The sequence below is a fragment of the Eubacterium album genome, from assembly GCF_025336545.1.
Taxonomy (GTDB): Bacteria; Bacillota; Clostridia; order Lachnospirales; family Lachnospiraceae; genus Eubacterium_U; species Eubacterium_U album.
This window is the reverse complement of sequence record NZ_JAODBU010000003.1, coordinates 133,462-154,845: the sequence shown is the minus strand read 5'-3', so window position 1 is coordinate 154,845 and position 21,384 is coordinate 133,462. Positions and strand designations below refer to the sequence as shown.

At 33.7% G+C, this 21,384-nt stretch carries 18 protein-coding genes; 5 read left to right on the top strand and 13 right to left on the bottom strand.

Annotated features, from left to right (window positions below; genetic code table 11):
• Positions 1–146: 146 nt before the first annotated feature.
• Positions 147–962, bottom strand: a complete 816-nt coding sequence (locus N5B56_RS03305; protein WP_022089634.1) for a MerR family transcriptional regulator — start codon at positions 960–962, stop codon at positions 147–149.
• A 195-nt stretch (positions 963–1,157) separates the two neighbouring features.
• Between N5B56_RS03305 and N5B56_RS03300 the strand changes: the two genes are divergently transcribed.
• Together N5B56_RS03300 and N5B56_RS03295 are read left to right on the top strand one after the other, a co-directional pair.
• Positions 1,158–2,051, top strand: a complete 894-nt coding sequence (locus tag N5B56_RS03300) for a cation diffusion facilitator family transporter (RefSeq protein ID WP_022089633.1) — start codon at positions 1,158–1,160, stop codon at positions 2,049–2,051.
• 49 nt (positions 2,052–2,100) lie between these two features.
• A complete protein-coding gene (locus tag N5B56_RS03295) occupies positions 2,101–2,778 on the top strand; it encodes a DNA alkylation repair protein (RefSeq protein WP_260978379.1) in 678 nt (225 codons plus the stop codon).
• A 172-nt stretch (positions 2,779–2,950) separates the two neighbouring features.
• On the opposite strand, the gene N5B56_RS03290 is transcribed toward N5B56_RS03295, so the two are convergent.
• Positions 2,951–3,232 carry a hypothetical protein gene (locus N5B56_RS03290; RefSeq protein ID WP_260978378.1) on the bottom strand — a complete coding sequence of 94 codons (282 nt, stop codon included), beginning with the start codon at positions 3,230–3,232 and terminating at the stop codon, positions 2,951–2,953.
• A 71-nt stretch (positions 3,233–3,303) separates the two neighbouring features.
• On the bottom strand, positions 3,304–8,580 hold the full coding sequence (locus N5B56_RS03285) for a glycosyl hydrolase (protein ID WP_260978377.1): 5,277 nt from the start codon (positions 8,578–8,580) through the stop codon (positions 3,304–3,306).
• A gap of 516 nt (positions 8,581–9,096) precedes the next feature.
• Here N5B56_RS03285 and N5B56_RS03280 point away from each other — a divergent pair.
• Both N5B56_RS03280 and N5B56_RS03275 read left to right on the top strand, forming a co-directional pair.
• Positions 9,097–9,531, top strand: coding sequence for a hypothetical protein (locus N5B56_RS03280; protein ID WP_260978376.1), 435 nt, complete (start codon positions 9,097–9,099; stop codon positions 9,529–9,531).
• Between the two features lie 81 nt (positions 9,532–9,612).
• Positions 9,613–11,841: a fibronectin type III domain-containing protein gene (locus N5B56_RS03275; RefSeq protein ID WP_260978375.1), complete on the top strand. Its 2,229-nt coding sequence runs from the start codon at positions 9,613–9,615 to the stop codon at positions 11,839–11,841.
• Positions 11,842–11,933: 92 nt separating this feature from the next.
• On the opposite strand, the gene N5B56_RS03270 is transcribed toward N5B56_RS03275, so the two are convergent.
• The 4 genes from N5B56_RS03270 to N5B56_RS03255 form a co-directional block, all read right to left on the bottom strand.
• A complete protein-coding gene (locus tag N5B56_RS03270; RefSeq protein WP_260978374.1) occupies positions 11,934–12,977 on the bottom strand; it encodes a glycoside hydrolase family 5 protein in 1,044 nt (347 codons plus the stop codon).
• Between the two features lie 61 nt (positions 12,978–13,038).
• Complete coding sequence (locus N5B56_RS03265; RefSeq protein ID WP_117908603.1) at positions 13,039–13,995, bottom strand: L-lactate dehydrogenase; 957 nt, start codon at positions 13,993–13,995, stop codon at positions 13,039–13,041.
• 86 nt (positions 13,996–14,081) lie between these two features.
• Positions 14,082–14,486, bottom strand: a complete 405-nt coding sequence (locus tag N5B56_RS03260; RefSeq protein WP_022089624.1) for a Fur family transcriptional regulator — start codon at positions 14,484–14,486, stop codon at positions 14,082–14,084.
• A gap of 244 nt (positions 14,487–14,730) precedes the next feature.
• Positions 14,731–15,279 (bottom strand): hypothetical protein, encoded by a 549-nt coding sequence (locus tag N5B56_RS03255; RefSeq protein WP_117908601.1) that lies wholly within the window; start codon positions 15,277–15,279, stop codon positions 14,731–14,733.
• Positions 15,280–15,568: 289 nt separating this feature from the next.
• Between N5B56_RS03255 and N5B56_RS03250 the strand changes: the two genes are divergently transcribed.
• Complete coding sequence (locus tag N5B56_RS03250; protein ID WP_428979576.1) at positions 15,569–15,826, top strand: DUF6061 family protein; 258 nt, start codon at positions 15,569–15,571, stop codon at positions 15,824–15,826.
• A 133-nt stretch (positions 15,827–15,959) separates the two neighbouring features.
• Here the strand turns inward: N5B56_RS03250 and N5B56_RS03245 are convergent, their stop codons facing one another.
• From N5B56_RS03245 to N5B56_RS03220, 6 genes are all read right to left on the bottom strand, one after another.
• The gene (locus N5B56_RS03245) at positions 15,960–17,279 is read right to left on the bottom strand and encodes an MATE family efflux transporter (RefSeq protein ID WP_260978372.1); all 1,320 of its coding nucleotides are present in this window, start codon (positions 17,277–17,279) and stop codon (positions 15,960–15,962) included.
• Positions 17,269–17,727 (bottom strand): MarR family transcriptional regulator, encoded by a 459-nt coding sequence (locus tag N5B56_RS03240; protein ID WP_108817235.1) that lies wholly within the window; start codon positions 17,725–17,727, stop codon positions 17,269–17,271. The genes N5B56_RS03245 and N5B56_RS03240 overlap by 11 nt, the downstream gene beginning before the upstream one ends.
• 155 nt (positions 17,728–17,882) lie before the next feature.
• Complete coding sequence (locus tag N5B56_RS03235; RefSeq protein ID WP_009243742.1) at positions 17,883–18,632, bottom strand: DUF6040 family protein; 750 nt, start codon at positions 18,630–18,632, stop codon at positions 17,883–17,885.
• A complete protein-coding gene (locus N5B56_RS03230; protein WP_260978371.1) occupies positions 18,571–20,292 on the bottom strand; it encodes a MobA/MobL family protein in 1,722 nt (573 codons plus the stop codon). The genes N5B56_RS03235 and N5B56_RS03230 overlap by 62 nt, the downstream gene beginning before the upstream one ends.
• Positions 20,293–20,620: 328 nt before the next feature.
• Positions 20,621–20,965 carry a hypothetical protein gene (locus tag N5B56_RS03225; protein WP_428979575.1) on the bottom strand — a complete coding sequence of 115 codons (345 nt, stop codon included), beginning with the start codon at positions 20,963–20,965 and terminating at the stop codon, positions 20,621–20,623.
• Positions 20,966–21,080: 115 nt separating this feature from the next.
• The gene (locus N5B56_RS03220) at positions 21,081–21,311 is read right to left on the bottom strand and encodes a helix-turn-helix domain-containing protein (protein WP_002578307.1); all 231 of its coding nucleotides are present in this window, start codon (positions 21,309–21,311) and stop codon (positions 21,081–21,083) included.
• Positions 21,312–21,384 lie beyond the last annotated feature (73 nt).

Here is a 21,384-nt window from a genome sequence, read left to right as displayed (position 1 = left end):
ATAACAATCGCTATAATCACAATTATTGCCACAATCTTTACACATTTAGCACCCAAATATGTTTTTGCAAGTCCCGCTTTTTTTTGTACTTTTTTCTTTTTCGTGTTTATTTTTTCTTTTCATTTTTCTTTCCTCGTATTTTAAAACTATTTAACCGGAATTTGAATTTCTGTTAAACATTCTTCATCTACCGACGTTTCATAATCATCAATATGGCAAAATTCTATCGGGTCACCTGTAATTTTTAAATGATGCTCATTTGCGTAAGCTATCAATCTGTCTACCGCCACTTTCGTTCTAGTAGATGGCCCTTTATAAAATATCGATAAATATTTTCCTGCCGGTAAAGAATAATTACTATTATATAATAATGTATCTGAATAGAAAAATACACCTTTTGTTACAAATGAATTTCCATCTTCACTTATTTTTGATATATCCAACACATAACAGTCGCATGCTCCTATTGTATCAACTTTATTTTTATGGGACTGCATATATTTTACAAGATAATAATCTACGTCATCATCATCAAGATTCGACTCACTTATCATTACACACTGTCTTTCATCAAACTCTTTTATCCTTATGTTTCCCAAATCCGTATGATTAATGTTTTCTTCTAATGATTTTATTCTTGCTTCTATACTTACCTTCTTTTCAAATAATTCTACTATATTTTTATTTACTATATTAAGTTCTTCTGAAAGAAGCATTTTTGTAGTTTCCACATTTTGGTTTCGGTCAAATTCCTTAATTCTTTCAGTCGAGAAATTAAGTCCTAACAATTCTCTTATCATTGTAAGTTGTCTGATATCCGATAAAGTATATACTCTGTAATTATTTCCCTCATTGCGTGTCGGCTCTAATATTCCTATTTTCTCATAATAACGAATTGAATCTACACTAATATTAAAAAGCCTTGACACTTCTCCTATATTAAATGTTTTTTTACGTTTCATCTTTTCCTCTTCTTTACTCTTGTACTATACTAATGTTTTGTTCTATTTATTTTGAAATGTAGTTTATTTTACCGTATTTTTTTTATTATTTATACTATTGACACTAGTATTATACCAGACTTTATCATAATTATGAACTTTTTAATAAGAATTGGGCACAATTCATATCACTAGAAAGGATTTTTTCAATTTATCATGGACGATAAAAAATATAAAACGGAAAACAAAATTTTACGATTATCACTTACCGGAACAATTATTTTTACAGTAGTCGAAGTAATTGCAGCATTTTTCCTTGGTTCAAAAACAGTAATTGCCGATGGAATATTTGACTTATTCGATTTGTTACTCTTACTTCCAATGTTTATACTTGTTCCATTTTTGTATAAACCGGTATCTGAAAAGAAACCTTATGGTTTTTCTCAAATTGAATCTTTACTTGTTCTTATAAAATATTTAATTTTATTAGCAGTAGTTATTAATATGATTACATCAAATGTAAAAGTTTTACTTAATGGTGGTCATACTGTAAATGCTATCAGCGTTTTAGCATACGAATCTTCACTTTGTTTTTTCTGTATGCTTACTTTTTTGGTATTAAAGCACTTAAGCAGAAGTTATTCTTCTATGATGATTCAGTCTGAATTATATTTATGGAAAGTAGATATTGTAAGCACTCTTGGAATTTCCGTTGCATTTTTGTTACAGATTTTCCTTACTAACACAACTTTAAAATTTATTATTCCTTACATTGATTCTACTGTAGCTATCTTAGTTTCTTTATTCCTTGTAAAAGAACCCGTAGTTCAAATTATAAAGACCTTAAAGGAACTTGTATTATTTTCTCCTGATAAGGAAGTCATGGATGAAATAAGAGATGTTGTTAATGAAGATATTCAAAATTATGATTATAGTTTAGATTTTCTTGATGTAACACAAACCGGAAGAAAAACATGGATTGAAGTATATGTTAAAAGCAAATCTGATACTTTAAAAATTAAAGAATTTAAAACAATACAGGAACATATTACTAAAGATTTGGAAAACAAATTCGACCAGATATCCGTAGAAATAGTTCCTGCAATATAGATAGCAATATTTAAATAAAACTTTTTTATATTTTCAAGTGGAGATTTATATGAATACACTACAAAAACAATTATTTGAATTACAGGATTTAAAATATAGAGATTTTCATAGCAAGCTTATACCAGGCTATAATAAAGAAAATATTATTGGCATTCGTACTCCTATATTAAGAAAATTTGCTAAAGAATATGCAAAAACTGAAGATTCAAAATCTTTTATTAAAGATTTGCCACATACATATTACGAGGAAAATAATCTTCATATGATGATAATTTCCGGAATAAAAGATTATGACGAATGCATAAAACAGGTAAAGTTATTTATTCCTTATATCAATAATTGGGCTACATGTGATTTACCTTTACCAAAATGTTTTTCAAAACATAAAGATGAATTACTTGTGGAAATAAAAAAATGGATTAATTCTTCAGATACCTATACTATCCGTTATGGAATCGGTGCTTTAATGAGTCTTTATTTAGATGATGATTTTAAACCGGAATATGTAGAACTTGTTTCAAATGTAAAATCTGAAGAATATTATGTAAATATGATAATTGCATGGTATATGGCAACCGCTCTTGCTAAACAGTGGAACACAGTTATCCCTTATATTGAGCAACGCAAACTTTCACCATGGGTTCATCGAAAAACTATTCAAAAAGCTGTTGAAAGTTATCGGATTACTGATGAGCAGAAAATTTACCTAAAAAGTTTTAGAAAATAATATTTTCATAGAAATCAGTTAATTTGTACCAACTGTTTTTTGTCTTTTTAGGCATATTACTCTCAGTAAATGTATCATTATAAAATAAAAAGTTTATACTTAACTTTCTCTGCGTAAGCATTTTTTCATATTTACTAAATTTATCATAATTAATATCTTCATTAGATGATAATTATGAACTTACTTTTGCTATTGATGTATATACTCCCTTAGAATATTTATCTTTTGAATTTACTAAATCTAATGAGAAATTCAATCTTCTATTAGATGTTCTAAGTTTCATCTTTTGGGGTGATAATTCCGTATAATCATATATTGAGAGGAATCTAACTTCTCCATACACATAATATGCTATCTTTGTCACGCCCTTTTTTCTTGTTAATTCTATGTAATTCTTATAAAATGTGGCACTTCCCCATCCGGCACTTTCAATTTTCTTTTTATTGTATCTCATTATTCAGTTTTTTTCTATACTCTAAAAATCTCCGGCACAAATATGCCGGAGATTCTTTATCTTATTAAAAATTATTTAATTTTAACTTTTTTAACTTTTGACCACTTGCCATATATTTTATTTGTTCCATCTAACACATAAGCTCTTACTTTAATATAAAGTTTTTTCTTATTTGCAAGTTTTTTGCTTTTTAAAGTAAATGCAACTTTCTTATATGACTTTTTATAAAGTGTTTTCTTAAATTTCTTTGATGTTGCAACTCTTACTTCATATCCTGTTGCATTTTCAACTTTTTTAATTGACACTTTAATCTTCTTTAATGATAACTTCTTTTTAATTTTCTTTGAAAATGCAGCTCGTCCTAAAGCAGTTTTTTCTGCTGATGTTCCGTTTATGCCTTCACTATTTCCAGCAGTTGTTGTATTTTTTGCATCCGTTGTAATTGTGTTGTTATTGTCTGTCTGCTGACTCTTTGTTGTTTCAGGTGCCTTTGTTGTCTGTTCCTGCTTCTTTGTTGTTGTTTCAGGTGCCTTTGTTGTCTGTTCCTGCTTCTTTGTTGTCTCAGGGGCTTTTGTTGTCTGTTCCTGCTTCTTTGTTGTTGTCTCAGGTGCCTTTGTTGTTGTTTCCTGACTCTTTGTTGTTGTCTCAGGTGCCTTTGTTGTCTGTTCCTGCTTCTTTGTTGTTGTCTCAGGTGCCTTTGTTGTTGTTTCCTGACTCTTTGTTGTTGTCTCAGGTGCCTTTGTTGTTGTTTCCTGACTCTTTGTCGTAGTTTCAGGTGCCTTTGTTGTCTGTTCCTGCTTCTTTGTTGTTGTCTCAGGTGCCTTTGTTGTTGTTTCCTGACTCTTTGTTGTTGTCTCAGGTGCCTTTGTTGTTGTTTCCTGACTCTTTGTCGTTGTTTCAGGTGCCTTTGTTGTTGTTTCCTGACTCTTTGTTGTTGTCTCAGGTGCCTTTGTCGTTGTTTCAGATGTCGTTTGATTGTATGTTCCTGTTTTATTTGGGTTCAATATAATAACTATAGCCTTTCCGTCATCTGATGATATTTCAACAACATTATATTTATATGTTACATAATCTGATGCCGGATTTATAAATACTCCTGTGCCTTGTGTTTTTGTCACATTGCGGCCATTTATGGTAGCTTTAAAGTTTCCTGCTCCCATTCCACCTACTGCCATATATAATTCACCAAAGCCTGTATTTTGGAACTGACACACATTTAATTTACCTTCAATCAATGCATATTTACAACCTAATAGTCCTTTATCAAATTCACCATTATTATTGTTATCAATATCCTTATAATTTAATGATTCGTATTTCGAATCACCTGCTGCAGGTTTTGTTGTTTCTAAAACCTTAGTAGTCGTTTCAGATATCTTAGTTGTTGTCTCAGGCGCCTTTGTTGTCTGCTCCTGCTTCTTTGTTGTTGTCTCAGGTGCCTTTGTTGTTGTTTCCTGACTCTTTGTCGTTGTTTCAGGTGCCTTTGTTGTTGTTTCCTGACTCTTTGTCGTTGTTTCAGGTGTCGTTTGATTGTATGTTCCTGTTTTATTTGGATTTAAAATAATTACTGTGGCAGTTCCGTCATCTGATGATATCTCAACTACATTATATTTATATGTAAGAAAATCTGATGCCGGATTCATAAATACTCCTGTGCCTTGTGTTTTTGTCACATTGCGGCCATTTATGGTAGCTTTAAAGTTTCCTGCTCCCATTCCACCTACTGCCATATACAATTCACTAAAGCCTTTATTTTGGAATAAACATGCATTTATTTCTCCACTAATTACTGCGTATTTACAGCCCAACAATCCCTTATCAAATTCACCATTATTATTGTTAGCAATATCCTTATAATTTAATGATTCGTATTTCGAATCACCTGCTGCAGGTTTTGTTGTTTCTAAAACCTTAGTAGTCGTTTCAGATATCTTAGTTGTTGTCTCAGGTGCCTTTGTTGTTGTCTCAGCTACTTTAGTTGTCGTAGTTTCAGGTGCCTTTGTTGTCTCTATATTGCCTCCATTTGCTTGTATTTTTCCATAGCCATATTCCGATTTATAACCACCATTTTCATCGTATCTTATAAAATAAAATACAATATATTTTCCTTCATCACCTTTTAAGCTTCTTGTATGACTCCAACCTGTATCTGTTGCTTCCATTCCCCATGAAACAAATCCTACTTCTGCTTTACTTTCTGCTAATTCTTTTGCTTCACTTTCTGTATTTACCACCTTATAAAGCACACTAACTGCATTGTATTTTTTATCACCTACTATAGTAAATGTTCCATTAACATTTGCATCAAATGTAAGGTACATATCTTCATTTACAGAAATTGTTCCTGCCGGAATCCATTTTGCATATAAAGTGATGTTTCCATTTACCTTTGATGAAATAGCGTCCACTTTTGTGTTGTATGTACTTTCCTTATACCATCCTGCAAAATCATATCCATCCCTTTTAGGTGTATCAAGTGTTATCTGCTGTCCATAAATATAGCTTGTCGGATATAATCCTGTATTATTTTTAACTCCTCCTACTAAATCATAAGAAATGCTATATGTTTCTCTGTTGTAGTACATTTTTAATACAAGACTTCCATTTGCATTTACTGTTCCCTGTTTAATATTGTTTGAATTTGAATTATCAAATTTAAATCCTGTAAAATTCTTTTCTGTTGCAGTTACATTTGCTCCTGCATCTGCGTATTTCACTTCACTTCCTAACAATGAATAATTATTTGAATTTAAATCTTTTCCATAATATTCTACAACATATGAAGATTTATTAACTTCATTTGCATTTACTGTCGTCATTGTGTTAGGTGATGCTTTTATTGATACTGTCTGTCCGCTTTTACTTGTAAATGTTACCGTTTTTGCTGTATTTGAAGCATTGTATGCTACATATGTATATGCACCGTTTTTGTTAAACACGGAAGCTGTCGGACTATTTGATTTAAATGTCAAATCAGGTGTACCATAATCCTGCAATGCTCTTATAAAATGATAAGTATGTGCCTGTGATTCACCATCATTTATTGCATTTTTTGTCCATACTGTGTTCATTGCGTAATCAGGATCTGCTATTGCATAATATTCAGCCCACATATCATTCCAATGTTCAGTGCTTCCACCTTTGGCATTTTTATAAGTTTTATCTGCATTGTAATATTTTTTAATGTAATCTTTTCCTGTTATTTTATTTGCATTTTTTCCTAAATAAAATGACCATGAATTAATTGGGCAAATCTGTATTCCCTGTGTGTACTGCTGACCAAACCATGTACTATAGTCAACTTTTCCACCCCAAACCATTGATGCCATAGGAGCATCAAACTTAGTTGAATCAATTTTGTATGTTTCTTCGTCTTTATCAAACCAATATTCATCAGCTGCCTCTGATTCTGTTGTATAAAGATAAATACCTAAATCTCTAATCTTTGTATTATTTGTAAGTTCTCCAAATAATATAATTCCTGCCCACGCATTTATTGCTTCAGATGTTGATTCCTGGTTATTACCTGTTCTCTCATCTTCATATCCTGATGCCCATGAATGTCCTTCATAAGGTGAAAAACTTCTTAAATATGGATATGCATTTCCACAATCTGCAACACATTCTTTATTATTTCTATATGGACAAGCTATATCATAAATTAACTGCTTTACTACATCTTTATAATTATTTAACCATTCCCTATCGTATAAACCTACGCTTGCTGCAGATTCAATAAAATATCCATAATGGAAATGATGATCATTAAACTGGTCAACTGAATTAAATGATGACTGGAATCCTAATAGAGCTCCAACACCTTCTCCTAAATATGTAAAGTAATGCTTGTCACTATTTCCTGAATATGTAAACCAGTCTTCTAAGTTCTTTTCAAGTCCGTTTAATACTTTCTGTGCATTTCCTTCATCTCCAACTGCTTTAGCAGCTGCAACAACCTGTGCAGAACGATTTAATTTCTTTCCATGATAATATGTTTCATTTCCTTCATCATTTGCAAGAGTCCAATTTCCTGCTCCTGTCATGTATTTATTAACGAAGTCATTTACATATTTCTGTAATTCTTCTCTTCCTTGTGAATCATCACTTGAAAGACTTGGCATATATGGAATAATACCGTTGTATGTCATATTTGTAGTATATGATGAGCCCTTTATGAACTTCATATAACCTCTCAAAGTAATGGCTTTATTATCCATATATGTAACATTGCTCATATTCTTATACTGATGTGGTAAAATTCCCATTATTGTTCCATCAGCAGTACTTTCTGCTTTCTTTGAAAATGAATATGTATATTTTGTCTGAACATTTCCCGTGCTTTCATTATAAGAATAGTCTGCTGTTGTATTTGTAATAATATTAAATGCATAAGGTCTATATTCTTTTGCATATTTAATACCCATGTTGTTATCAATATTTCTGCTCTCACATAACCATGCAACAGACATATAAGCTTTGTTGTTTGATGGGAATGTGAATTTTAATTTTCCTATTTTATCATTGTTTGTTTTGTCTGTTGTTCCCATATGTGTAACAGTTGTATTTTCCGGTAAAAATACTGCATAATATTGGTATGTTGCACTTGGATATCCATTTACTGAACTTGTAATATCATTCGTTCTGAATACAACCATTTTTGAGCCATTATATGTATCTTCATAAATAATTTCACTTGGGAATGTAACACGTAATTTTTCCAAATAAATTGTATTTGTATTTTCCATTTCAATAAAAGCGAATGGACTTCCCTGAGTCATTGTTGTATACATCTTCTGACCCGCATTTTGTGGATTTGTTGTAACTGCCTTATATGACCAGTCAGTTACTTCATCTATATTGTTGTTTGTGCATGTCCAATCCGGTGAAATTTTAAAATCACATAACGTATCATTATCCTTAATATTGTAAGCACTTACATTTGTATTACTGCTTGTCATTGCCGGTTTTGTCACACGCAAACCATCTTTTTTCATTAAATAGCATAATGGAAGTGCATAGGCTGTTCCTGATAATGCATTTGTAGAGTCTGTGTCCCTATCTCCTTCTAAATCCCACAACCAGTTACTTGCCCAGTCATTTGTATCCAGCGCCTTATGCTTACTGTTATAATTATCTGTTGTAAATCTGTATTTTCCCTGTGTTGAAGTTCTTGGAAGTTTTGCTGCATCCGGTTCATTTGAACCTGTTCCAATGCTTCCTACTCCTAACTTTGTTGTTGGCAAATTATCAGCATTAACATTTTTTGCTGTATCAGGCAAAGCAAATGAACTTACCGTCAATGCTAAACTTAGTGCCACTGAAATCCCTTTCTTAAAATTTCCTTTCATCTTTTCCTCCTGGATAATATGTATTGCCCCCGCCCTTTGGTCGGCGGCTATTCGTCGGAAACATTTATTAAAAATGAATTTTGTTCATTTTGTTTCCCCTAGATAATATGTATTGCCCCGTCCTTCGGTCGGCGGCTATTCGTCGGAAACATTTATAAAAATTGAACTTCGTTCATTTTGTTTCCTCCTAGATAAACATATACATATCTAATCTTATCAAGAAACGTTTTTATATATAATGTTCTTTTTTTTATAAGGGTGTTGTTTTTTTTAGATACCGGGGTTATAAATATGAAATCTTAGTGTAATTATATAGGTAGTTCTTATAATTACTTTTAAATAGATGTTGAGGTCAAAATTTCCAAACTTTGATGCCTACGAATTGTTCCGTGCTACTCATTCCTACAATTCTAACCATCTTTTAAATAATACAATATATAATTTATCATATCATAATTGCCCCATAAATACCAATATGTTAATATAAAATCAAACAAAAGAGAAAGGATAAAGAATATGAAAAAATCAAAGAAATTATTATGTTTATTACTTACATTTTTATTAGTATTAACTTCTATTTCATTTTCACCTGCAAAAGTTAAAGCAGAGTCAGATGATTACACAGACGATTATGTATTTGGAGAAAAAGATTTTTTCAGTGCAAGTGATACACCTAATGATAAGGATATGACCTTTACTGCAACTGAAGATGGCTTGTATTCCGTAAGAATCAAGACTATAGAAGGTTTTAATAATCTGAGCGTTGCCAAGGATGCTGATGGCAACGAGATTAAACCTTACGCAAGAGATTATCGTATTGGAGACAGAACTCGAATTGACTATTATCAGCTTAAAAAGGGACAGGTTTTCACTGTTAGGTTTACCCTTCATGCCAATTCAAGCGTCTTGATTATTGCCGATATTGTTAGGGAAATAAAAAAGGACGATTAGTTTAACTTTACCGGTGAATATGATGTTTCTTATTATTATGATCCAACGAAAGATTATCATCAATATAAGTTAGGTTGTCTTATGGATACTGATGACAATGGTAATAATGTACTTAATGCCAGAGTCAGATATTTTCAGAATGAAAACAATGACGAACTGGATTATTTAAACGTTCCTGATGTTTATATGAACAGTGTTCTTCCATCAATGCGCCCTAATAGTAGTACTCCTTATATTATTAATTTTTATTCCCATGGCACAAGCTATTCTTCAAAGGATGCTTCCACTGCCCAATCAAAAATTAAGTTTGTTAGAATGGAAGGCAATACCGGTATTGATTTAACTGAGCCTGATGAGCCATTTAATCTTATCGAAAATCAGAATGGAGAGATGATTACTAATGAGTTCGGTCACTCTTATTTTAAGTATAATTATTCTTATTTGAATTTTATAAAGTCTTATACTATTCATTACTATGATGGAGATATGGAATTTCCTGCCAACTCTCATCCTACTACTGAAAAGGACCCTTACAGTCCTTATACCGGTTATTATTTGACCCCTGTAGACACTCAGGGCACAAATCATTGGACTGTTGGAAGCGACAATACTTTCCTTATTCGGGCGGGTTCTTATGAAAAAGAAATTCCTGTAACTATTAAGACTTACGATCAGCTTGACCGTTTTATGTTTTTCGGAGATTCAACCCTTAAGCTTAAGCCAAATACACCTTTAAGACGTTACTTGAGTTTTACTCCACCTGAGGATGGACCATATACTTTGTTTGTAACTGTTGACAGTCACTCTGATTCCTGTAATGATACTATAGCTTTTAATACTACTGATCATTCCCTTAACCGTGACTTTCCAACTCAAACAACAAAACTTGCTAATGGCAAGACTTTGTATGAATATAGAAATCTGAATCTTGAAAAGGGTACGAAATATACTTTTGACTGTTATTTAATTCATAGTGACAGCGAAGCATCAGATGAAACTGTTAATATGACTTTTAATTTTAAGAACCCTGCCATTATCAGTTCTTTTAGTTTGAATCAGACAGGACTTGATCCTGTGCTTGTGGATGGCATTGACAATATTTCAGGTTCTTACAAATATTCACTACCGGATTATATTAACAGCGTTGATGTAACTTATGCCGATGGAACTGTTGTTAAATATACATATGATGAGGCTTCTGATTCATATACAACAGATGCTCCTGACAAATATACAGTATATCCTCTTACAATAGAGAACCCGGACGACTGGTCCTCAGGTTATAATTATGTATATTTTAATATTGATGGTAGAAGCAAAGCATTAACATTCTCTGTTTATGATAAAGAGCGTTTTAAATATAATCTTAACTCAATCGGATTAGATCAGACTGATACGGTTCGTTTTTATAGAGATGATGCTAAGAGCTACTATAAATTTTATAAGTTTGTTCCTGAAACAAATGGCACTTATAATTTGAAAATGAATGTAACACCACATGATGATAATTGCCGAATTTCAACATATTATAATGTTTATCATAACGGTGAACTGGTTTCAACAAACTACAATGTTGAAAATATTACACCATGCATTTTTAAAGCTGGTGAGGAATATATTATAAAATTCTTTGGAATTCACAAGAACTGTGATAATACGGATCTTAATTATATGAGTCCTCAGATTAAAGTATTAAAAGTTGCAGATGAACCGGAAACATCAGAAGTTGAATCTACCACCAAATCGGCAGACAAAGAAACTACTACTAAAGTATCGGATGTTGAAACTACCACTAAAACATCGAATATCGAAACTACTACTAAAGTATCAGATGTTGAAACTACTAGTTCAGATATTCCTTCTGTAACTGATATTGAACAACCTACTACTAAATTTGATTCAAATGTTAACCCTGAAAATTCCGGTAACAATGGTTTTTCCTCAAAAGAAACTACTAAGGCAAATGAATCACCAAAACAAACTGTAGCATCTTCTAACAACTCATCAAACGAAGTTGTTAAACCAAAAGCTGCAAAAATTAGCAGGATTAAAACAGCTAAGAAATCCATTACCATTACATGGAATAAAGTAAAAAATGTAAAAGGCTATGAAATCCAAGTTGCAACTGATAAAAAATTTAAGAAAAACACGAAAAAAGTTCTTTTAAAGAATAAAAACATTTCGCAAACTACTATTAAAAAATTAAAATCCAAGAAGAAATATTTTATCCGCATTCGTACTTATAATTACATTAATGGAAAAATTAGTTATTCTAAATGGATTAATGTAAAATCTGCAAAAACTAAATAGTTTGTTACTATAAACAAAGCATATAAAATATTATCTTAAATAAAGCAAAAACCTGTCATTTTGACAATGTAAAATGACAGGTTTTTTTATCTTTATTTTTTATAAAACTCAACCAATAGTTTTCCCATTTTTGATAAATCAGAATATGTATATCCATATTTTTTATAACAGTCAGCTTTCAGCAATGACGCGCTTTCATTCTTATTACTTAAGCTCCAGCAACAGTAGCCTATTCCATTACTTTTAAGGTAATCTAACCATTTATAAAGACTACTTTTATTTATGTTTCCATTTCCATTGGCTTCACAGCCACTAAATTCTGTACAAATCACAGGAAGTTTATTTGAAATTGCTTTTTTTACTTTATTCATATAGTAATCCTGATGTGTTGCTGCATAAAAATGAATTGCATACATGATATTTTTACCATTTTTAATTGGAGACATTGATGCCACATCCACATCCTGACTCCATGTCGGTGTACCTACTATAATAATAGATTTCTTTGCATATTTTCTTATAACTTTTATTATTGGATTAGCATATTTTTTAATATCATTCCATGTTGTATTTCCATTTGGTTCATTACAAATTTCAAACATTACATTTTTATTCTTCCCATATTTTTTCGCCATTAAACGAAAGAATTCTTTTGCCTCTTTTTTATATTTTAAAGGATTCTGATCACTTAATACATGCCAGTCAATAATTATGTACATACCTAATTTTTTAGCATATTTAATAGCTGAATCTATTGTTTCAAGTAAATCTTTTTTTTCTCTTTCATCGGTAACACAATAACCATTATATTCTTGTGTATACATAGCTATTCTTATGCAATTTACACCCCATTCATCACGCAAATTCTGAAAAGACTGATAATTAACATATGGCTTTCCAACATCCCAATTGATTCCATGAGTAGAAACACCTTGAATTTGAATTTCTTTTCCGTATTGATCTACTAATTTTGTTCCTTTTACATTTAATCTTCCATGTGCTCCAACTGGTGTTTTTTTGTAAGCTACTGTTTCTATTTTTTTGTCCGCAGAAATTACATTTACATATGAAACTATTAAGCTAAATACTATCATAATTGTAATTATAATTTTCAACTTATATGATACTTTTTTCATATATTTTCCACTCCAATTTTAATACTTTATTTAAAATCGTATACTTTATAATACCATACTTTTATAATTCGAGCGTATCTATTATTTTCTTTAAAGAATCAGCTGACTCCTTAAGTTTTAATGCCTCTTCTCCATTTAGATTTATTGGTACATCTGATTCAATACCATCTGCACCTACAATAACCGGCATACTTAATGAAACTCCTTCAATTTCATATTGACCATGAATCATGTGTGATACCGGTATAATTGATTTTTCATCTCGCATAATAACTTCACATATTCGTTTTACAGACATTGCTATTCCATAATATGTAGCATGTTTTTTATTTATTATTTCATAAGCACTATTCTTTACTTCTGTTGCAATTTCTTCAGTATTTTCCTTATGCTTATAGTGTCCTCTCATCTCGCACATTTCACTTAAAGGAACTCCTGAAACATTTGCTGACGACCACGCTACTACCTCGCTATCACCATGTTCACCTATGATAAACGCATGAACGCTTCGACTGTCTACAGATAAATGTTCGCCGAGTTTATATCTTAATCTTGCGCTATCTAAGACTGTTCCTGAACCAATTACTCTGTTTTCAGGAAGCCCTGACAACTTTATTGCCACTTGAGTTAAAATATCCACAGGATTAGCCACTATAAGCAATATTCCTGAAAAATTTCTTTTCGCTATTTCAGGTATTATCGACTTAAATATAGCAACATTTTTATTTACAAGGTCAATTCTTGTTTCTCCCGGCTTTTGTCCTGCACCTGCAGATATAATAACAATAGCTGCATCTGCCACATCGTCATAATCACCGGCATATATTCTCATCGGGCTGGCAAATGGTATTCCATGACTTATATCCATAGCCTCTCCCTCTGCTTTATCCTTATCTGCATCAATAAGAGCTATCTCTGTAAATAATCCGCTCTGCATTAATGCAAATACTGATGCTGAACCTACGAATCCACATCCTATCATAACTGCTTTTTTAGAATTAACAATTTGAGTTTTCATAATAATTTTTCTCCTAATACCTTTTTTATTTTTATCGTTTTCTTTTGCTATAAAAAAATTCACAGCTTAATTTATATAGTATTTAATTATTCCTCGCAATCCTCCTCTTTCTCTAAACATAACGAACAAATTCCTTTAAAAAATATATCATGGCTCAGAAACTTTATTCCATGAACATTATTAATTTTCTCAGTTAAATCTTTAACCTCATCCATATCAACATCAGAAACATCACCACATTTAATACATCTAACATGATAATGATCCTTTAGTGTAAAATCAAAACGATCCGGTCCGTCAGGAACTTCAACCTTTCTAATTTTTCCTTCTTCAACTAAAATTCCTAAATTTCTATAAACAGTTCCTTTTCCAATTGTCGGATGCTCTTTTTTAATGAATTCATACACTTCTTCTGTAGTTGCATGTCTTTTCATTTCATTTACAGCCCTTAAAACTAAATCTTTTTGGATTGTATTTCTTCTTACTTTCATAATTTCTCCTTATTAGGAATTGTTCTTAATAAGGATTATATATATTTCATGTTAGTATGTCAATGTAAATTAGGAATGATTACTATTTTGTTTCAGTAACAAAATGTCAATAGTTTTTTAATCACTTTTTCAAAAAAGGCAAAAAATAGAACGTATAGTTAATTTCCATACGCTCTATCTCATATTTCATATTAAATTTTTGAATTCTACAAACTGGAATTTATCGCAATATTTCATTCTTGGATTATACTCGCTTATAGATAATTGGTTCATCATATCCAAAAGTTTTCTTTCCATTAACTTCCATGCTTTCAGATACCTCCAGACAACTATCAGAAAACTTTTCCCAAAGCTTAAATGTCATTATCGGTGAAAACTGGCTTGTACTGCCTCCTTCCCAGATTCCATCTTTCTCATGATAGAGCGCCGGAGTGAATTTTTCAGATTTTTTCAATTCAGTGTAGTCAGCATTTTTCATAGAATCATATGAAAACGTACTTTTATCTTCTCCTTCTGGTATTTCATAAGAATACAACACAATTCCGTCTTCTTTCTCTGTAATAAGGAAAAGATGTGGGGAAGCATGGCGTTTACCATTTGTCTCATAGTAGCTTTCTTCAACAACAAATTTACCATTAAAATCTTTAGGAAGGTTTAAAATTTTCTCATTACAGATTGTATTAATGTGTTCTGCATAAGGATATGTTTTCCCTTCTCTCTGCATATTATCAAACTGCTCTTTGTTATTAAAGTGTCCCGTCATCATATTAATAAAATTATCGAGCTTCATCATGCTTTTTACCTCCAAATTACGATTGAGATTTCACCTGTTTTAAGAAATTTAATAACTGTTATATTTTATTATTAAATTCTTCGCACCCCCTTGAAAACACTGGATTTGTCGCAGGTGAGCTTTCCCTTATTATTTCCCTTGTGTTATATCGTCCCATCAGTGTTTATGCACTCTGATAAGGGCAAATACAAGGGCAAGAAAAATCTATAAGACAGTATAACACAAAATAAAAGTGACATGGTGAACTGATTGAAATGCTTCTTAATTTTTGCTACTACTGATTGATTAAATGATAAGGAGATGGGATACGATGAGAACAATATTTGCAGAATACAATCCACAGTGCAACAGCATTGATGTATATACTAATACGGGCTATATACTCCGTATTGATTGTTGGGAAGCAGAAAAAAATTTAAGAACCACACCTGGATCTGATTGTGCTTTGACATCGCTTGCAATCGATGAGCCATTAGAATATGCAAGGTTATATCTTGATGGGAATTTACAGATGTGGGTAGATGCTGAAGATTCATTAGATTTATGATTATTCCAATCAAAATCTACTAGAATTTATTAAAAATTAGCTTCATAATTTTAAAAGGACAGCCCTATTGCTATGAGGCTGTCCTTAAAAATACAATAGATAAACCTAGATTATTCTTGCTACTATCTGATTGTTAAATTTTCTGTATTCCATATTGCAAATCTCCCTTTTCGCAATATTTTATTAGTATGAATGCCAGAATCGCTGAAAAAACACGTGCCAATACCGTACTCCACCATATCATAATCTGTCCACCAAATAAAGGTGGTAAAACAAGCATAAATATCAGCATCAATACTGGTTCAATGAATGTAAGAATGTATAACAATCCACTTTTTTCAGTAGCATAAAATCCAGCTGTCGCTATTCTGGTAATCGCAACAAATGGTAATGACACTAAAAATATAGGTACAATTTTAGAAATCTCAATACTTACTTCATAAGAAGCTCCGAAAACCCCTCCAATATTTGCTCTGTTTACATACATGATAATTCCACCACAAACAGCAAGAATTATTGCAAAAATGTATGCCATTCTCTGAACTCCTCTCAGGCTTTCTTGATCCTTCTCACCATAAAAACGGCTCATTAAAGGTTGACTTCCATCACCTACGCCCTGCAATATGAGATATATGATACAGATAATATAGGATACACATGCATAAGTTGCAATAGCTTTTTCTCCCCCATAAGAAGCGGAGAATCGGTTTATAAACACCAATGAAATATTAGGAGTCAATGCTAGCCCAAATGGTGCAAGACCTACTCTGAATATAGCGCCACACATTTCTTTTACATTTTTTAAGGATACATACACATAAAACTTTTTATTATATAATGCGTATATGATTGCAATTGCTGCAGTCACACCCTGTCCGGCTATTGTAGCTGTGGCTGCACCTTTCATGCCCATTTCATATATCCATACAAAGATAAAATCCAGAACAATATTGGTTATGAATCCACCAACCATCGCAAACATTGACCAGAAAGAGTTTCCATAATTTCTAATGAATGGCATCATTCCAGTTCCAAGAATCTGCAATATTGCTCCAAGTGCTATAATTTTGATATAATCTGTCGCATTTGTTAATATAATTCCATCTGCTCCAAGCAATCCTAAAATTTTAGACGAAAAGGAGTAAATAATTATGGTACTGATAACACTTACTATTACAAGAAGCCACCAGCTTGTAGCAATAAATTCTTCTGCCCGTTTTCCTTTCTTTTCTGCTGCATTAATTGAGTAATAAACAGCTCCTCCCATACCAATTCCTGTTCCAAGAGCCTGAATCAAAGCCACAATCGGATATGCAATATTAATAGCCGAAAGTCCAGCATCTCCTATGGTATTGCCTACAAAATATCCATCCACTATCGCATATATTCCTGATAATGCAAATGCTATAATAGATGGAATAACATATTTAAAAAATAATGATTTATGATTCATTTTTCTTACAATCTCCTTCCTTGAAAAGTCTGATAAACAGCTCTGTATTATCATTAAGACTTTCTATATTCTCTAATCCCATTTTTTCGATTACATATATTTCTTTTGAGTGCAGTTTTTCTATGATATCTTTCGTATATTCCATTCCTGATTCTGTGAGGCATATCAGCTTATTTCTCTTGTCTGAATCATCAGATACCATATTGATGTATCCTTTTTTCTGAAAATCTTTTAGTATCGTATTTACCGTTTGCTTAGGTATATTCCATTTTTCACTTATCATTTTCTGCGTGCATCTTCCATTACTTTCATAAAATGAATACAAAGCAAAAACTCCATTTGAAGACAGTCCCTGATCCTTTGACCATTCCTCATACATTGCTGTACATTCTTTCCATAAAGCATAATATCGTTGCAACTGTATTATCATATTATTATCTTTTCTCATCTTTTTTCTCCTTAAATTAGTACGAATCCGGACTTTTATAGTATAGTCCGAGTTCGTACTAATTGTCAAGATTTATTTATATACTTTTTCTTTATATAAACAATCAATAGTCCCTTACTAAGGACAGGAAGATTATGAAATTTCCCTGTCCTCTTTTAATAATATCCTCGTTCTTCCATCCAGTCTTTCACATAACATCTGATTCCAATATAAATAATATGCGACAGTAATAGCAATACAATAAGATTTATCGGATTAGCGTTTTTAATCCATTCTCCAAAGTAAATTACAACAGCTGTACTCGTTATCGCTACCACGATACTGATGATATCCCAACAATATTTCCGGTAGATTTTTCCTACCTGATAACCAATCCCGATTATCAGCCACCCGGTTATTACGAATAAAATTGCCATGACAGTACCGGCAATCAGCCAGTACACAATCCCGGAAAGAATACTGTTAGGTATTCCACTGCTTAACTGTCCGAAAGAGTCTGCACCTGTCACAAACTCCCGAAATAAACTTCCCATTCCTTTTCCTAACGCACCGAAAAAGACGATACAGTCGTTAAGGAAAACCGGCGAAAGAATCGCAGTAAACAGTGTTGTTGTTATGCTGTACCATGCCAGTAGAAACAAGATACTTTCATAACCAATCGTCATATTTTTATATTTCTTTTCTAACTGGCTTTTACGGCTATCGCATTTTTCTTTTGCTTTCCGGTAAGCAGTACGGTCACATTTTTCACATTTCTCATAAGGCACTTTTTTCTCAACAGCTACCTCTACCGTCTTTTGGTGTGTCTGTGCATAAAGTTTTTCCTGCTCTGCTTTTTCATACTTAAATTTCCATGCCACGGCTTCTGCGTCGGCTCTTTTCCTGCTGTCTGTCTCGCTGGTCAATCGTTCCTCTGTTTGCCTTAATCTTGTCCGCAATGCTTCGATATTCTCGGCTCTGTTTTCGCTGTTCAATTTCTCGTTCAAGGTCAGCGATTCGCTTAGCTGCCTGTTTAGTTCCTGGATTGTCTGGTCTTTCTGATCCAGTTCGTCCTGCATCTGTTCGGTCATCAGCAGAAGTTCTTCCACCTGCCCGACGTTCTCTAAGTTTCTGCATTCGCCCATCGATCTCCCTCGCTTTCTCTATCTGCTGTTTAAGGTCAGCAATTCGCTGTTCTGTTTCTGCAATAAGCTGTTCTCGTTGTTCAGCTTCTGCGTTAATTCCTGCCATTGCTGATTCTCGTTTTCCAACTGTTCGATTCTGGTTTTCTGTTGCTCGATCTGTGAGAGCAGTTCTTCTGTATCTGGCAAAAGATTTAGCAGCCTGGATAATTCGCTGTTTAAGCTTTTTAAACTCTGGTTCTGCTCCTGAAAAGACAGGAGCTGCCTGTCCCGTTCCTGCAATTCCTGTACCATCTCTGCCATAAGATTCTGCTGTTCCTCGATCTGGTTTATCATTGTCTCCATCATGGGAATGACTTCCCGGCTTTCTTCTAATGTCACGCAATCGCTCCTTCCATTGTGTTAATGCACTGGATACTTTTCCAAAAGAAATCTGTATTTTATCCAGCAGTGCATTTTGTCTTTTTATGATCTGGTTTTCCTCTACTTTCCATGAAGTAGAGGATGTCTGTCCGTTTTGAAATTTCTCGTCAATTTTTCTGGCATCTGCGCCCTCATGGATCGTCGGTATCTCTAATTTTCCCTGCCTTGCATAAGAACGGTGGTCAATGTGATTTTCCGTTTTCAAATGTGCATTACAGACGTTTGCCCATTCGCTCCGCCATAGCTCACAATTTTTCGGATTGTTCCACCCGGTAGCATCGGTTAATACACGTTTCCACTGTTTGCGGTTCCTTGTCCCGACTTTCTGGACTCCATTTTCATCAAGTACGGGGATTCGGATTCCATGACGGTCAGGGTTCTTTTTATCCTGCCACCAGTCCGGATGGGATTCATCCACCACAATATTTCCATTTTCATCTCTGACAAACTCCCAATCCTTGATTTCTTTGTTCCCCCATGAGTGGTCTGGATTGAATGGTCGCATCGTCACAAGTAAATGCACATGGGGATTTCCATCTCCTTTATCGTGGATACTCCAGTCCGCACACATTCCCTTATCTACAAAGGTCTTTTGAATATATTCAGTTGTATAATCAATCTGTTCCTGTCGGCTCCATTCTTTCGGAAGCGAAAATTCAAATGACCTGCCGAGTTGTGCATCCGAGGTCTTCTCAATCTTCAAAACTTCATTCCATAAACGCTGCTTCTGAAAAGTAAGTTTAAATTTTTTCAGTGCGGCTTCTTTGTTATCTGCCCTTTTATATCGGACAGATTTCTGGAACCGTCTGATATTTTCAGCAGGTACATTCAGCCATTCCTGTGGTGCATTTTCACACATCAACAGGCTGGTATAAACAACTTCTCTTTTGGAAGTGTAGTAGCTGATTCTGCCGGTTTCTTCATTTTTCATCACATCACCATTGAGATAGGCAGATGCTGATATGATGGATTTCCCTTTGCTGCGTCCAACAATCTTTACTGTATAATGAAAAATCGCCATGATCCGTTTCCCCCTTTCTGCCGTATCCGGCTTTGATTTCCGGCAGGTAACGTTTTCCCAAAAAGAAAATGGTATCTGCCGGAACGCCCTCTGCGTAAGAGTGCCCTGTGCATAACAGCCTGCATGGAATGCGCCCCTCTGGCGAAGAGTGCCTCCTGCGGCATGAGCAGGTCTGCATGAAATGCCCGCCGACGGAACGAGCCCGGCAAGCGTAAGCGCAGACCGGTTGCCACCTGTGGCAAACTTATACGGACGACCTCTGGTTGTCCATAAGTGCGCCCTTCATGAAAAAGCAATGAAGGGAATGAAAAATCCACTCCCTCCGGCATTACACTTCCTCCGTATTCGCAACTGGCTCTTTCTGCATTGCCTTTGAGAAGAATCTCCCATTTGCTTCCTGCCTTTTTAAGAAGCCGATCAGCTTTGGGATATCATCTTCCTCAATCGCAGAACCCAGCACCGATTCCACCGCACCACCAATCTGGCAGAGCCTGTGTGTCCGCTTTTTGGTTTCCACATCTTTCTGACGTTTCTTCAGTTCCCGTTTCTGTGCTGCATACTGTTTTGCTTTCTCAAGGCTTTCCTGTTCTTTCTTTTCCAACTGGAGCATACGCTCCTCATAACTCTTTGTTGATCTTGCCATAAATATCATCGTCCTTTCTTTTTCTTCCAAACATAAGTTTCCTGTTGTCTGTCAGACGAAGTACATGGTATAATCTGTTTGCGTGTAGGTATATCATGACTCCGGTCTGATAGAACCTTTGGCGGTTTCTTCGGGAACCGCTTTTTTAAGTTGAACCGTTTCTTGTGACTGCTTTCACATTTCCCTTATCCCTCAAGTCTCTGCCCTCGTTGGCTTCCATAAAAAGTTCCAGCATATCCGTTTTGATCAGGACTTTTCTCCCGACCTTTAATACCGGAAGTTTCTTCCATTCCACCAGTTTTCTCAGGGTGTTCCTGCCGATTCCCGTATAATCAGCAGCTTCTTCAATAGATAAGGCAATCTTTCTTTGTGTCATATGACCACCTCCTTTTAAATTGCATTATGCAATTTCATTTGTGCTGTCAGTATAGCGTGTTTATATTGCTTTG

Coding starts and splice junctions, on each gene's coding strand:
- N5B56_RS03305 (WP_022089634.1), bottom strand. CDS start 962: ATGAAACGTAAAAAAACATTTAATATAGGAGAAGTGTCAAGGCTTTTT.
- N5B56_RS03300 (WP_022089633.1), top strand. CDS start 1,158: ATGGACGATAAAAAATATAAAACGGAAAACAAAATTTTACGATTATCA.
- N5B56_RS03295 (WP_260978379.1), top strand. CDS start 2,101: ATGAATACACTACAAAAACAATTATTTGAATTACAGGATTTAAAATAT.
- N5B56_RS03290 (WP_260978378.1), bottom strand. CDS start 3,232: ATGAGATACAATAAAAAGAAAATTGAAAGTGCCGGATGGGGAAGTGCC.
- N5B56_RS03285 (WP_260978377.1), bottom strand. CDS start 8,580: ATGAAAGGAAATTTTAAGAAAGGGATTTCAGTGGCACTAAGTTTAGCA.
- N5B56_RS03280 (WP_260978376.1), top strand. CDS start 9,097: ATGAAAAAATCAAAGAAATTATTATGTTTATTACTTACATTTTTATTA.
- N5B56_RS03275 (WP_260978375.1), top strand. CDS start 9,613: ATGGATACTGATGACAATGGTAATAATGTACTTAATGCCAGAGTCAGA.
- N5B56_RS03270 (WP_260978374.1), bottom strand. CDS start 12,977: ATGAAAAAAGTATCATATAAGTTGAAAATTATAATTACAATTATGATA.
- N5B56_RS03265 (WP_117908603.1), bottom strand. CDS start 13,995: ATGAAAACTCAAATTGTTAATTCTAAAAAAGCAGTTATGATAGGATGT.
- N5B56_RS03260 (WP_022089624.1), bottom strand. CDS start 14,486: ATGAAAGTAAGAAGAAATACAATCCAAAAAGATTTAGTTTTAAGGGCT.
- N5B56_RS03255 (WP_117908601.1), bottom strand. CDS start 15,279: ATGATGAAGCTCGATAATTTTATTAATATGATGACGGGACACTTTAAT.
- N5B56_RS03250 (WP_428979576.1), top strand. CDS start 15,569: ATGATAAGGAGATGGGATACGATGAGAACAATATTTGCAGAATACAAT.
- N5B56_RS03245 (WP_260978372.1), bottom strand. CDS start 17,279: ATGAATCATAAATCATTATTTTTTAAATATGTTATTCCATCTATTATA.
- N5B56_RS03240 (WP_108817235.1), bottom strand. CDS start 17,727: ATGAGAAAAGATAATAATATGATAATACAGTTGCAACGATATTATGCT.
- N5B56_RS03230 (WP_260978371.1), bottom strand. CDS start 20,292: ATGGCGATTTTTCATTATACAGTAAAGATTGTTGGACGCAGCAAAGGG.
- N5B56_RS03220 (WP_002578307.1), bottom strand. CDS start 21,311: ATGACACAAAGAAAGATTGCCTTATCTATTGAAGAAGCTGCTGATTAT.